Source organism: Streptomyces sp. NPDC107546, assembly GCF_055639175.1.
Map to the genome: position 1 here is coordinate 1 of NZ_JBVKBA010000069.1, position 12,986 is coordinate 12,986.

The window sequence follows — 12,986 nt, forward strand, 5'->3', positions numbered from 1 at the left end:
CCACTCTGCGTTCGTCAGGTCTCCGCGTCCCATGCAGTCAGCCTGCCCCCAACACCTCACTCGCGGAGGGAGATCCGAGAAACAGCGCCTAGGACGACACCGCCGGTTCCGCCTTCTTCGGCACCACGCTCCGAAGCCCTGCAGAAGCTTCGGTCGCGCTCGACCACCCATGACCTAAAGGACGTTCCCGTGAGCGCACCACAGCCGTCCGCTGTAGCACGCCATTGCCGGCAAGGCGACTTGCGCCGGAGGATCGACGAAGCGCTCGACCGCCTCTACCCGGGGCATACCGCGCTCACCACCGACGACCTTCATGGCGTGGACGAGTTCCACACCGGCGGCCATGCGGCGACGCGAGAACTGGCTGAACACCTGCAGCTGAGAGCGGGCCTGCGTGTCCTTGACGTGGGAAGCGGCCTGGGTGGCCCGGCCCGCCATCTGGCCCAACACGCAGGCGCCGACGTCACCGGCGTGGACCTCACCGAGGAGTACGTCGACCTCGCCCGCTGGCTCACCGACCGTGTGGGCCTCACGGGCCGGGCCCGGTTCCAGCAGGGTGACGTGACCGCACTGCCCTTTCCCCGGGCGAGCTTCGACCGGGCCTGGATGCTGCACGTGGGCATGAACATCGAGGACAAGACCCGCCTGTTCACCGAGATCAGCCGCGTCCTGACCGACGAGGGCCTCTTCATCGTGTACGACGTCATGCTCCTCGGCGATCCCACCCTCGTCAGCTACCCACTGCCGTGGGCCTCGGAGCCCGAACACAGCTTCAAAACTGGTTTGACCGTAGAGACCTCCCGGTCCCAGCTCGTGTCTTCCAGCCGAGGCCCACGCTCGTCGCGACGGCGCCACCACTCGCACGCCGCCCGATCGTCCACCGTCGCGTACCGCCAGTCACGCTGTCCCCGCGAGAACCACAAGAAGTCGAAGTACGTTCGCAGGTCCCGAGCATGCGCGGCCTGCGTGTTCCAGGGAGAAGACGCCAGCCGCACCGAAAAGTAGCGGTTCAATGCGACATCGTATTCGCCCGCCGGACTGATCAGGAACGGCTGTCCCTCGGGCACACCAAAGTCGTCCAGTCGCTGATCGAGACCGGCGAACAGGGCACTGAACTCCCTCATGAACGAGGTCGCTTCGCACGGCCACGCTTGGTCTCGGCGAGTGAAGTGCACCCGCCATCCGGTGATCGACATAGTGCTGGACGATAGCCCGTGGACAGCTCAACAGCGCATAACCCAAGTGGGACGGCTACCGCGCCCAGTTCGCCGTGCACGCGGCCGCCACGTACTGCTGCGTTCCCGGCAGGGCACGGTCATGACGGCGTCGTTCCCCGAGATCCGGGAGGCGGCCCTCGCACGGCTGCCGACGGACACAGGGTTGGACGGCGTTATGTGACCTGTGGGGGTGTCTCAGCCCCAAGGTGTCTCAGGCGGCGCAGCTCCCATAGACGAGACGTGACGGGCGCCGCGGCCACGTGCAGCGGCCGCTCAGAGGTGGCCGTCCAGGAACTTCCGTACCTCGGCGATGGTCATAGGCCCCGTGCCGTGCGCCACCGCCTCTCCCTCCTTCAGCATGACGTAGGACGGGGCTCCGGTGATCCCGTATCGCTCGGTTGCGGCCGGACAACGCGTGATGTCGGCGCGGACGGCCGTCAGGCGGCCCGTGTGGTCGTGGGCGAGGCCACCCACGACGAGGTCCATCACCCGGCAGCGCTCGATTGCCTTGGGCCATCTCCCGGTGAAGTATGCGAGGACCGGAACTCCGCTCATCCCGAGGATGGAATTGAACTCCGAGCTTGTCAGAGACAGCACCCCCGACGGGCCTCCGGAGGCCTTGTCTGGTCTTCAACATCATCCCCCGGTCTCAGCTGGCTCATACCGCTCTTCCCCGGGCCGCATGAGCCAGCTGATGGCACCGAGAACGAGGCACGATTCCTGGACCGTCGTGGACGGGCGAAGCACGCGTCAGCTGACCCGAAGACCGACCGCCAGCGTCAGTTCAAGGACCCGGTGTGGCGATGCGAGATCCGGAAACAGCTCCCGCAGCTGCGACATCCGGTACCGGACGGTCTGGGGATGGACGAACAACGCCGCCGCCACCTCCTCCCGCCTACCCTGGTGCAGCAACCACGCCCGCAACGTCTCCTCGAGGCGCCGTGCGGTCGCGACAGGCAAGGTCCGCAACGGTGCGAGGGCTCGGGCACGCAGGTCTGCGAACGCCTCCACGTCGGCGCTCAGCACCAGCTCGGGCAGGTGGTCCTCGGTGTCGCGGATATCAGAGGAGAGGGAGCGCGCGCGTACGGCTCGTGCGTACGAGGCCGACGCACGAGTCCATGGCCGGGCCGGGCCGACCACGGCGGTGCGGTCCGTCAGCTGCCGCAAGAGATGTGATCGGTCGGCATCGGGGACGAGCAGCACACCGGTGGCGTCCGGCAGATCGTCGAGGACGAGGGTGCTCGAGTCGAGCGTGCGGTAGGCAGGCCGGGCTTGGGCGGCGGGCAGCAGGACCGCCGTCAGCGAAGCCGGAGGCTGCCACCCGGCCCGTTGAGCAGAGGCCAGCAGCACGTCCGGGCTCACGCCGGCGAGGAGGTCGCGGGCCAGGTGTTCCAGGTGGCGCTCGTGGGCCCGGCCCCGGGCGGCCAGTTCGTCGGCGTGGCCCGCGGCGCTCGCGGCGGAGAGCTCGTCGATGTAGGCGAAGGTCAGCTCGGCGAACTTGGCGACCTCTGCGGCGGGCAGACCTGCGTGTACGGCACCCGCTGCCAGGCATCGCCAGGCCACGCGGGCGCCGACGCGGTAGGCGCTGAGCAGGGCGTCCATCGAACGGCCGTCGCGGACCTCGCCGCGGCCCAGCTCGTAGGCTGCATCGCCGGCGTCGCCGCCTGTGGCGTTCCCGCTCGCGAGGTCCAGGTAGTGCCCCAGGGCGGTGCGGACGGCTCGGCGGATGGTGGCGCCCATGTGGCCCGAAAGGGCGTTGGCGTAGGGAGGGACCTCGTCGATGATCGCCTGGACGACCTCGTCGGCGGTGGTCTTCAGCGCGGCCCGAAGTGCGGTGACCGTCGTCTCGTCCAGGGCCAGTTCGCTGGCCCTCTGGATTGCATGGCTCACGTTTTTGTTCCCTGCGAACAATTCAACCGACGAGATTCACATCCTGCGGTCAGGACTTTACGCCTTGAGGCCCAGCAAGCTGGAGTCATGACGAGTGCAGCCCTCCGCAGCCGGGCGTGGAAACTGCTGGAAATGGTCACGACGCCGCTGCTGCCGTCGGACTACCTCGACCTGGTCAGCCCGCTGCGTGCGGGCGCTGACCTGCGTGGGCGCATCGAGGCCGTGCACCCCGAGACGGGTGACGCCGCGACTGTCGTGATCAGGCCGGGACGGGGCTGGCGCGGCCACACGGCCGGTCAGTACGTGCGGATCGGGGTCGACGTCGACGGGGTGCGCCTGTGGCGTGCCTACTCCATCACCTCGCCGACAAACCGTCAGGACGGCCGCGTCACGATCACCGTGAAGGCGATCCCGGACGGCAAGGTCAGCAACCACCTGGTCCGCAGGGCGAAACCGGGCACGCTGATCCAGCTCGACCAGGCGACCGGTGACTTCGTGCTGCCGCAGGCCAAGCCCGCCAAGGTGCTCTATCTGACGGCCGGCAGCGGCATCACGCCCGTGATGGGCATGCTGCGCGACATGGAGTTCGACGACGTCGTCATGGTCCACTGCGCGCCACAGCCGCAAGACGTGATCTTCCGCAACGAACTGCACGACCTGGTCGCGGGCAGGAAGCTTCGGCTCACCGAGGTGCACACCGACACAGACGGCATGCTCGACATCGCCCGTCTCGCCGAACTCGTGCCCGACTGGGCCGAGCGCGAGACCTGGGCTTGCGGGCCCGCGGGCCTGCTCGATGCCGCCGAGGAGCACTGGAGCGAGCACGGCGTACAAGAGCGCCTGCACACCGAACGCTTCCGCCCCAGCATCGTCGTCGCCGGCGACGGCGGCGAGGTCACGTTCAGCGCCACCGGCAAGACCGTCGACGCGGACGGCGCCACGCCGTTGCTGGACATCGGCGAGGAGGCCGGCGTGCTCATGCCCTCCGGGTGCCGCATGGGCATCTGCTTCGGCTGCATCACGCCGCTCAAGGCGGGCGCCGTCCGCGACCTGCGCACCGGCGAGATCACCGAGGCCGAGCCGGGCGTCCTCATCCAGACCTGCGTGTCCGCCGCGGCGGGCCCCTGCGACATCGACCGGTAGGAGCACCTTGACCGCCATCGACCCCACCGCCCACCTGACCGCGGAGCAGATCGAGGAGCTTGGCCGCGAGCTGGACGCGATCCGCGACGAGGTGATCGCCAGCCGCGGCGAGAAAGACGCCGCCTACATCCGCAAGGTCATCTCGGCGCAGCGCAAGCTCGAGCTGGTCAGCAGGGGCGTGCTGCTGTTCTCGATCTTCCCGCCCGCGTGGCTGCTCGGCACCGCCGGTCTGTCCGTGGCGAAGATCATGGACAACATGGAGATCGGCCACAACATCCTGCACGGCCAGTGGGACTGGATGCGGGACCCGAAGATCCACTCCACCACCTGGGAGTGGGATCACGTCTCACCGGCCGACCAGTGGAAGCACTCGCACAACGAGCTGCACCACACGTACACCAACGTGATCGGCAAGGATAACGACCTCGGCTACGGCATCATGCGCGTCGACGAGGACCAGAAGTGGCACCCGTTCCACCTCGGCCAGCCGCTGTGGAACTTCATCAACGCCTGCTTCTTCGAGTACGGCATCGCAGCGTACGACCTGGAGCTCGGCAAGAACCTGCACAAGCGCCGCCGCAAGAACCCGGAGTTCCGCGCGCGGGCCAAGGCCGTGGGCCGCAAGATCCGCAAGCAGGTGCTCAAGGACTACGTGATCCACCCGCTGCTGTCGGGCCCGTCGTTCCTCACCACGCTCGCCGCCACGTTCACCGCGAACCTGGTCCGCAACATCTGGTCCCACTCGGTGATCATGTGCGGGCACTTCCCCGAGGGCGTGCAGGTCTTCGAGCGCCGGTCGATCAAGGGCGAGACGCGCGGCCAGTGGTACCTGCGCCAGATGATGGGCTCGGCGAACATCAGCGGCAGCAGGGCCATGCACTTCATGACCGGCAATCTCTCGCACCAGATCGAGCACCACCTGTTCCCGGACCTGCCGAGCAACCGGTACGCCGAGGTCGCGGTGAAGGTGCGCACGCTGTTCGAAAAGTACGAGCTGGAGTACGTCACCGGGCCGCTGCCCAAGCAAGTGTTCTCCGCGTGGCACAAGGTCTTCCGGCTCTCGCTGCCGAACAAGAAGCCCAAGGTCAAGACGCCGGACCGCGAGCAGGAGCTCGTCGCGGCCTGATTCCCGGTACTGGTTCAGATCTTTCTGTCCCTCCAGCCGGGCGACGAACTCCGTGGCGTCGTCGGTCGGCCTGCCGTCGTAGGAGGCGGCCACGCCTCCTACGACAGTCCAGGCCCTCATCCCGCTCGTCCGTGGCATCCCGCCCATCCGTTCCCGACGCGGCCGGCGACGCCGACGGCCCGCAAAGCTGCACGGGGACAAGGGCTACGACTACCAGTACCTGCGGCGATGGCTGTCCTCGCGCGGCATCCGCCACCGCATCGCCCGCAAAGGCATCGTCAGCGACTGGGCCGGCACCGCTGGGTCGTGGAACGAACCGTGTCCTGGCTGTCGGGCTGCCGGCGTCTCCACCGGCGCTACGAACGGAATCCCGCCCACTTCCTCGCCTTCACAGCCATCGCTGCAACCCTCATATGCCACCGCAGACTGGCCAAAGGAAATGGCGTCTAAGGGACTCGGCGGCTGGATCGGCCACGGCGCGGGACACGTCACCACCAGCGCGTTCCTCATGCTTGGCGAGGCGGGCGGCCCCGGCCGCGGCATCTGGCCGCTGACGCTCTACCCCGGTACCGGACGCGGGGCACTGCGGAGGTGGTGTTCCAGTACCTCGCCGCGCGAGAGCCGTTCACCGACCGCGCCCCGCGCGCCGAACTCCTCACGCGTCTCAACGCGCTGGACGGCGTCGACATCCCGGAGGGCAAGCTGGAGCCGCGCCCCGACATCCGGCTGTCCCTGCTGGAGAAGGACCGCAACCGGGAGCTGCTCGCCGAAACGCTGAGGTGGTTCCGGGACCGTTGGGAGATTCGGGGCACGTCCTGAGACAGGCTGCAGCCAAGCCGCGGTGAGGGAGCGGCCGGATACGTCCGGGCGGCAGGAGACCGCCCGGACTCGCCGTCCGCACCGGCTCCCGGTGGCATGGCGTGCGGCGTGCGCGCCCCGCGCGGTCGTGGGAAACAAGGAACGCATCGGTCCAGCTCACGTTCGCACACAGCCGCATGGTTCGGGTTCGTCGCGGGCCTGAGGGGGTCGCCGTATCATCAGCCGCGAAAACGAAGGATATCGCTAACCTGGGACGATGCCGCTCGGAGCGCGCTGTCGTCCGCGAGGTGCCGTGAAGGCTCCGGCTCAGCCCCCTCGGCGGGCTGCCGGGTGAGTGCACGTGCATCTCCGGACGGTCGCCCTGGCCGCCGCTCTACCGGGGTGGGTCTTTTCACGCTGGACCCCGCGTTGGCATATCTGGGCGGCAGTAGGGGGTGGCTGGCCACCCCGCCGTGCCGGAAGGTCGGGCGTCTTGAATACCGCACCCATATGCGGTCGCTGCCGTCAGATCGTCGAACTGAGGAGCGGAATCATCGTCCCGTATTGGAGAGAGGGTTTCTCTTCTTCCCTGTGTCCTGGGTCCTACCGCGCGTCCACGAACGTCCGCTGGCTGAGGGGCGAAGAGCTCGAGCGCTACCAGCTCGAACGGGCGGGGAGGGCCAACCACCGCCGCCAGCGGCTTCGGGCCGCCCACGACGCTGCCCGCCGCGCCATGAACCCATACGACGACGACCCAGTCCCAGCGCCGGAATTGCTCCCCATGCACGAAGGTCGCCGCTACGTGGCCGTCATGCTTCCCGGCTCGGCGGCCCGCCACCGGGCGCTGTGGAACTCGGCCCCGGCGTTGTCGACCTGACCGTGGGCGAGCCCGAACGCTGCCGGACCACCCCGACCACGCCACCGTGCGTTCCCACGCCCGCTCCCTCCTGGCCCCCTGCCTGGCGGCCCCCGACGCCTTGCACACCCTGATCAGAAAGGCAAGGAACACAGCCTCCTGATCAACAGAAGGCCAGCCGCTGGGGCTTGCGCTGCACGGGTTCCTTGCGGCCTGCACGGATAACGCCTTGTGCGGGCCGGCCACCCCACGTCCGGCGAGACGGAGCACACCTTCGGCCCGGGGTGCGATGTGCCGTCTTCGTGGCAGTGAGCCAGTTGGGGGCGTACCGCCCCATGACAGCCGCGAGGCCGCGAAGTACCACCGCCGTGTCAGTGGCAAGCCCCGGCCACGGGCCGGCGACCAGCAGGAACACGGTTCTCCCGCTCAACCGTGACTGACACGCTCTCACTGACACGAAGCCGACACATCGCAGCCATGTCGCCGAGCTTCCACTGGGGGCGGGATACCGATAGAGGAAGGGTGGCGCAGCTTCAGGCTGTTCGCGGAGCGGGGGCTTGCGGCGTTGGAAGATCGAGCCGGGCGATGAGGGTACGGCCGACCCGCTGGAGTTCCTCGTCGTGGTCGACGCTTTCGAACCTGCCGCCGCGCCGGGGCAGGGCCAGTTGTTCGCGGAGCAGGGGCAGGGCCGGTGCTGCGAGGGGGCCCATGCGGTCCAGGCATGCCACGACGTGGTTGGCCGTCGCGGGGTTTTTGACCATGGCCTGTAGCAGGGCTTCCAGGACGGCCGGTGCCTCGGCCTCGCCGCCGATCTCCCAGAGCGCGGCCGCGCAGTGCACCCGAACCCATTCGTAGTCGTGCGTCAGGAGTTTCCGCAGGCGCGGCAAGGCGGCGGAGGCGGGCGGGCCTATCTCGCCGAGCAGATCAGCTGCGTCACTGATCCGGAAGGTGATGCGGTCGTCGAGGAGGCTGAGCAGGAGCGGCATGACCTCGGCGAGGTCACCGCCGACGGCCCACAGCGCGGCGACCGCGGCAGGCCGTATGTGCGCGTCGGTGGCGGTCGTCAGCGACCGGATCGTTTCCCGTGCGCCGGTCGCCGCCGGGCCGAACGCCCCCAGTGCCTGCAGGGCCGATCGCGTGACGCGGTCCTGCTCATGGCGCACTGCGGCGCCGAGCGTGTCCACAACCGCAGGAACCGCGGCCGGGTCGCCCAGCGCGGCCAGGGCGGAAAGGATCGCGTTGGCGCTCATCTCGGTCCACTGCTGGGAGAGGTCGATGCGGTGCAGGTGGTCGCAGAGCCGGGGCACCAACTGGTCCGCCGCCTGCGGCAGATGCCCTACGACCTGGATCGCGCGCCAGGCGTCGACGTCGCTGTCCAGCGCAGCCAGCAGACTCGGCAGCGCGCGTGCGTCGCCCAGGCGCGCCAAGGCCCGGACGGCCTCCTGGTGGCTTCTGCGTAGCCGCGTCTCCGGTGCGGCCCACGCTTTAGGGCCGTGCGCCGCGCGTTGGGCGTCGATGTGCGCGGCGAGTGCCTCCCGTGCAGGGGCGGCGATCGGGTGGCAGGAAGCCAGGACGGCCGCGGCCTCGGCGGCGACCTCCTGGTCGGCCGTGGTGAGCTGGCCGGCGACCAGCATCAGGAGCCGGGTGTGGTCCCCGCGCCAGGTGCGCATCAGCTCCCCGCTCATACGGACCGCGTCCAGGCGTGAGCCGGGGTCGGGGCTGCTCAGCTGCTCGGCGAGCAGCGCGGTGCGCTCGGACACCCGGGCCCCCAGGGCTTCGTGAAACGTCCGCAGTAGGGCCGTGGTCGGTGCGTACACGCGCGTGCGCCGGTCGAGATCCTCGAAGGCGGCGACGATCTGGGGCGCAACGCTGTTCTGGGGTGCCGCTGGGCGGCTCGGGGCCGGTGCGATCGGCTGTACGGGTATGACGCGGGTGGTCTCGCGCAGCAGGCCGACGGCGGCCGCCACGGTGTCCTCGCCGATCTGATCCGGGGCGCAGCGGGCCCGCTGCACCAGGGCCGCGAGCCGGGTCGCCGGGCCCTGAGCCGGGTTGGTGGTGAGCCCGGCGAGCCAGTCCCTGACCTGTGGCGAGGCCGCCGGCAGGCGCAGTGCCAGGGTGGCCGCCGCCTCGACGATCCGCAGCCGCGTCGCGATACCTTGCTCGGCGGTCGGCCGCTCGCGCAGGGTGACGGCGGCCTGGTCGGCGTCGTCAAGGAAGAGCCCGAGTGCGGGGATCACGGCCAGGCGCACGTCTGGGTCAGGGTCGCGGGCGAGTTCGGCGAACTCCACACCGCGCTCGCGCAGGAAGGCGATGGCCTGCGCGCAGCCCATCGGGGGGTAGTACTCGATCTCGGTGCCGTCGTCCTCGAAGCCCCGGTCGAGGGACTGCCGGCCGATGCTGACCATCAGCGTCACGACGGCGGCCCGGTCGGGCGTGGCGCTGTCGGCGGCCAGCTCGAACAGGAAGGGCAGGCTGGCTGCCGTGGGCGGGTACACGCTGCCTTGGTGGTGGACTGCGTCGTAGAAGCGGTCCAGGGCCTTGCGGCGTTTCTCGGCGTCCGGGGAGCGCAGCGCCCACAGCAGCGCCGGCACCTCTTCGGCCGAGCCGTACGCGTGCTCCATCGACGCCCAGTCGATGTCATGAAGTCCGTCGAACATGATCAGAACAATGACAGGCGTCACTGACAACAAGGCGTCCCGGGACGGGACCGTACGACACCTCCGGCACGAGCCAGGACCAACAGGGCCGGGCGGATTGCGCTGGAAGGACGTACACCTGGGACATCCCCTACATCGCACACTGAGAGACGGCCGGTACTACGTCGAAGGACCGAGCCGGAGCAGCCCGCGGATCGCCGGTATGGACAGCGCACAGCGCACAGATCGCAGTAGCGATGGTGATTGCTCGCCTGTCACCACACTGCGGTCCGGCCTTCATCGGCAATGCAGAGGGACTGGCCGCTTACAAGAGAGCACGAACAGCAGGTAGCAGCGGCCCATCAACTTCGCGGAAGCAGAACCGGCCCCATAATCGGCTTTGAAGACGGGCCCTAGGTTGCCGGCTCTCCCGAGGGTGCGGCGGTGCCGCGGGTGTTCCAGCGGATCAGCAGGATCGCGGCCGTGAGGGACAGCACGGTCAGCGTCGCGGGCACCAGGACGTCGGCGGTGTCTCCGCGCCACAACCGCGCGTTGGTGAGCCAGGCCACCGGCAGGTCCAGAAGGAACAGGCCCAGGCCGGTCGGCCAGTAGCGGCGGCGGGACTTCTCCCGGATGCCCGAGACGATCAGGACCGCGGGGACGACGAGCATCAGCAGCGTCACCAGGGTCCGGTTCGGACGGGGGTCGAAGCCCTCGCCGCCGGGGATGAACAGCGCTACGGCGGTCAGGACGAGACTCAGCACGATCCGGCCCGTGCCCGGTCGCCTCTCCCGGGCAGGGGCGAGGGGCGGCGCGGGGGCGAAGACCGGTGCCGGTTTCGCGGGCGGTGTCGGAGCCGGTGCCGTGGCGATACGGCGGGCCGGGGTGTTGACCGCGGTCATCGAGCCGTCCAGGCCGTAGACGAACAGCGCGATGCCGTTCTCGGCGGCGTACTCGATCGCGGTGGCGGCGTAGCTGCTGCCCGTGAAGAAGAGCAGGTCCTTGTCCAGGGCCCGGCCACGGGCCCCGAACAGGCGCTGCAGCTCGGGCCGCCCCACCGCGGGCCCCCTGGTACTTGACCTGCCCCAGCGCCTGCCGCGAGCGTACGTCGACCCCGCCGTCACTACCACCGGGCTGGGCACAGGCGTCCTCGTACCCCCAGTGGCGCATCCAGGCCGCGGCATTGTGCTCGGCCTCCTGCCAGCACTGGATCTGACGTCTGGCCGGAGGCTGCGGCGGTCTGACCGCCGGAGTGTTTTCGCTCGTCACAGCCATCAAGTATCGCCGACGCGATCCAGACCAGGCGCTCCTCACTCCAGCACCGTTGACGCTCGCCGTGGAGCTGGCCCTTTGAAGGTCAATAGGTCCAACGAGTCTGCCCTGAGATGAGACGTACTACCAACACCCTCAAGGCACCCTTCAGAGCAAGATAGTCAGGTGGAGGCGGACCCACCGCCGCGCGTCGATTCCAGTCTGCGAACCGACGCGCGGCGGCCTCATCGGCAGTGCCTGCGCCTGACCATGACGAGGTCAGCGGCTGGCGATGTTGTTTCGGTGCCAAGTGAAGTAGGGCACGCGGTGGGGCCCATAGTCGGCAACGGTTCTGCCGACGAGGTTCTTGGCGACCTCAGCGAGGTCGGGAGTGGTGCTGGCCTTGTTGCCAAGGGCCAAGGCCCCGTCGCTGGTGACGTATACGTAGCCATCTTCGAAGAGCTCGCCGCAGCCGCAGCCGAGTAGGCAGGCGGGCATGACGTTGGCCATCTGCAGGCGCTCTTCGCGTGTGGCAGCGCTGCGACGTTTGATGTGAGCAGCGTGTCGGCGTCGACCCGGGCGAGAACGGCGACCTGGGCCAAATCGCCGGGGCGTGGGTTGTACAGCGCCCGGCCGCCGGGCCCGAACTGCCCGAGCTCCGTCTGAAGGGAGACACACCGTCGTCGATCTCCGCCGGCCTCCGAGCCGGTGATGTCGAGCAGTGGGCCGTCCAACGGCCCGCCGACCAGTTCGACGTAGTCCCGGCCGGGCGCTTCGAAGGCGACAGCGCTCCCGCGCTGGCCAAGAAGCTCGCCACCGGCCTCTACCAGACCCTGCACATGGGACGCAGCGAGGCGCTGACCTCCCGGCCTCGCAGCTTCCGCGATCGGGACCTGGATCACCGCCTGGCCGGTGCGATGCCGCACGAGCGCACCCGGGCCCAGGCCCTGCTCCACTCCTATCGCCCGGAGCACAACGAGACGATGGTCGAACTGGACGGTGTTCGGGTACGGGTGCCACCCGAGGCCGTGATCACGCCACTTCCCGAAACGCCGCCCGGACCTGTGACGGTGACTCTTCCCGCCGCCCGCCCCGGTCTCTCCCCCGGCTTCTTCCTGGCCGACGGCAGCCTGGGCAACGAGCGCAGCGGTGACATGCTGCGCCTGTACGTCCATCTCACTCATCCCGAAGCAGCTCCTGACGCCTGGCATGCCGTTCTGACGTATCTGGAAAAGGCTGGCCTGCCCTACCGAGCCAAGGTTTCTTCTTCTCCGCATCTGTACCCCCGGCGGGACGCGCTCGTGGTCTATCTCGGTCCTCGTGCCCAGCACGCCGTCTCCGCCCTGGCAGAGCGGTTGAAAGGCTTGGACGGCGTGGGAGAGTCGACCTCTCCCTTCACCCGTGAGGTCGCTCCCGGTATCGGTGTGGCCTGGGAGCCCGCCGACCGCCGGGCCGGCCACAAAGGTCAAAGCTTCGGTGAGCACCGCACCGCGATCCTTGCCGAGGCTCTCGTCCAGCACGCCCTGCTTCCGGACGAGGACCGGACGGAAGCAGCAGAGATGGTCGCAAGTGCCTTCCTCGACGCCTCCATCGATCCGTTGGATCCGGCGCGCAACCTCGGCTCGCCCCCGATACCGGTCCTGTCGCCGGCGTGACGACCGCAATCCCGCCGGAGGTCAAGGCGGCTACGGTGCTGCGGGTGCTGCAGGGAAAGGCACGGGCCCGTGCCGCTGCACGTACGTTGGGTGTTCCCGAGGCGTGCGTCGAATCGTGGATCCGGTGCTATGTCCACGCCGGATCCCGCCAGCTGTCCGGCAGCACGGCCGTGTCCACGGGCTCGGAACGGGTCCGCGCCCAGGTGCAGCAGCTGCGGTCGGCGTTGGACGAAGCCCTCGAAGACCTTGCCGTGCTCAACGAGGTCCTGCGCCTGGCCGACGTGCGCAGGTAAACGGAATGAACCCATCCGCCCGCTCGTATTCTTTTCCCTCTGCACTGAAAAACCCCAGGTGAAGGCATCGACGAGGGCAAGTCACCGGTTCCTTTCTTCCTCGCCCGGCCTCACCCAGCGT

Annotated in this window: 11 protein-coding genes and 2 pseudogenes; 7 read left to right on the forward strand and 6 right to left on the reverse strand. The window is 69.0% G+C overall.

Translation table 11 applies throughout. The features are described from left to right. The first annotated feature begins 240 nt into the window (after window positions 1-240). Entirely contained in the window at window positions 241-1,005 is a 765-nt protein-coding gene (locus tag ACZ7L1_RS38750; protein WP_471444354.1) for an SAM-dependent methyltransferase, read from the forward strand. A 485-nt stretch (window positions 1,006-1,490) separates the two neighbouring features. Here ACZ7L1_RS38750 and ACZ7L1_RS38755 read toward each other — a convergent pair whose 3' ends face one another. Together ACZ7L1_RS38755 and ACZ7L1_RS38760 are read right to left on the reverse strand one after the other, a co-directional pair. Next, complete coding sequence (locus ACZ7L1_RS38755) at window positions 1,491-1,814, reverse strand: thioredoxin family protein (protein ID WP_471444356.1); 324 nt, start codon at window positions 1,812-1,814, stop codon at window positions 1,491-1,493. A 153-nt stretch (window positions 1,815-1,967) separates the two neighbouring features. Then, window positions 1,968-3,107: a PucR family transcriptional regulator gene (locus tag ACZ7L1_RS38760; protein ID WP_471444358.1), complete on the reverse strand. Its 1,140-nt coding sequence runs from the start codon at window positions 3,105-3,107 to the stop codon at window positions 1,968-1,970. An 87-nt stretch (window positions 3,108-3,194) separates the two neighbouring features. On the opposite strand from ACZ7L1_RS38760, the gene ACZ7L1_RS38765 reads away from it, so the two are divergent. The 4 genes and pseudogenes from ACZ7L1_RS38765 (at window position 3,195) to ACZ7L1_RS38780 (ending at window position 6,195) form a co-directional block, all read left to right on the forward strand. After that, window positions 3,195-4,250: a ferredoxin reductase gene (locus ACZ7L1_RS38765; protein WP_471444360.1), complete on the forward strand. Its 1,056-nt coding sequence runs from the start codon at window positions 3,195-3,197 to the stop codon at window positions 4,248-4,250. Window positions 4,251-4,257: 7 nt separating this feature from the next. Then, window positions 4,258-5,376: a fatty acid desaturase family protein gene (locus ACZ7L1_RS38770; protein ID WP_471444362.1), complete on the forward strand. Its 1,119-nt coding sequence runs from the start codon at window positions 4,258-4,260 to the stop codon at window positions 5,374-5,376. A 136-nt stretch (window positions 5,377-5,512) separates the two neighbouring features. Continuing rightward, window positions 5,513-5,826 (forward strand): annotated as a pseudogene (locus ACZ7L1_RS38775) (transposase); the annotation flags it as partial. Between the two features lie 141 nt (window positions 5,827-5,967). Further along, on the forward strand, window positions 5,968-6,195 hold the full coding sequence (locus tag ACZ7L1_RS38780; protein WP_471444364.1) for a hypothetical protein: 228 nt from the start codon (window positions 5,968-5,970) through the stop codon (window positions 6,193-6,195). Between the two features lie 1,368 nt (window positions 6,196-7,563). Here ACZ7L1_RS38780 and ACZ7L1_RS38785 read toward each other — a convergent pair. The 4 genes and pseudogenes from ACZ7L1_RS38785 to ACZ7L1_RS38800 all read right to left on the reverse strand — a co-directional run. Further along, a complete protein-coding gene (locus tag ACZ7L1_RS38785) occupies window positions 7,564-9,687 on the reverse strand; it encodes a HEAT repeat domain-containing protein (RefSeq protein WP_471444365.1) in 2,124 nt (707 codons plus the stop codon). Between the two features lie 392 nt (window positions 9,688-10,079). Then, window positions 10,080-10,724 (reverse strand): restriction endonuclease, encoded by a 645-nt coding sequence (locus tag ACZ7L1_RS38790; RefSeq protein ID WP_471444367.1) that lies wholly within the window; start codon window positions 10,722-10,724, stop codon window positions 10,080-10,082. 472 nt (window positions 10,725-11,196) lie between these two features. Beyond that, window positions 11,197-11,427 carry a hypothetical protein gene (locus tag ACZ7L1_RS38795; protein WP_471444373.1) on the reverse strand — a complete coding sequence of 77 codons (231 nt, stop codon included), beginning with the start codon at window positions 11,425-11,427 and terminating at the stop codon, window positions 11,197-11,199. Window positions 11,428-11,510: 83 nt separating this feature from the next. Continuing rightward, window positions 11,511-11,747, reverse strand: a pseudogene (locus tag ACZ7L1_RS38800) (hypothetical protein); the annotation flags it as partial. Between the two features lie 9 nt (window positions 11,748-11,756). Here ACZ7L1_RS38800 and ACZ7L1_RS38805 point away from each other — a divergent pair. Beyond that, window positions 11,757-12,572 carry a T3SS effector HopA1 family protein gene (locus ACZ7L1_RS38805; RefSeq protein ID WP_471444369.1) on the forward strand — a complete coding sequence of 272 codons (816 nt, stop codon included), beginning with the start codon at window positions 11,757-11,759 and terminating at the stop codon, window positions 12,570-12,572. Next, window positions 12,569-12,865 carry a helix-turn-helix domain-containing protein gene (locus ACZ7L1_RS38810; protein WP_471444371.1) on the forward strand — a complete coding sequence of 99 codons (297 nt, stop codon included), beginning with the start codon at window positions 12,569-12,571 and terminating at the stop codon, window positions 12,863-12,865. The genes ACZ7L1_RS38805 and ACZ7L1_RS38810 overlap by 4 nt, the downstream gene beginning before the upstream one ends. Window positions 12,866-12,986: the final 121 nt, after the last annotated feature.

Excerpts from the sequence above, each read along its gene's own strand:
- ACZ7L1_RS38765 (WP_471444360.1), top strand. The coding sequence starts at position 3,195 with ATGACGAGTGCAGCCCTCCGCAGCCGGGCGTGGAAACTGCTGGAAATG.
- ACZ7L1_RS38785 (WP_471444365.1), bottom strand. The coding sequence starts at position 9,687 with ATGTTCGACGGACTTCATGACATCGACTGGGCGTCGATGGAGCACGCG.
- ACZ7L1_RS38795 (WP_471444373.1), bottom strand. The coding sequence starts at position 11,427 with ATGGCCAACGTCATGCCCGCCTGCCTACTCGGCTGCGGCTGCGGCGAG.
- ACZ7L1_RS38805 (WP_471444369.1), top strand. The coding sequence starts at position 11,757 with ATGGGACGCAGCGAGGCGCTGACCTCCCGGCCTCGCAGCTTCCGCGAT.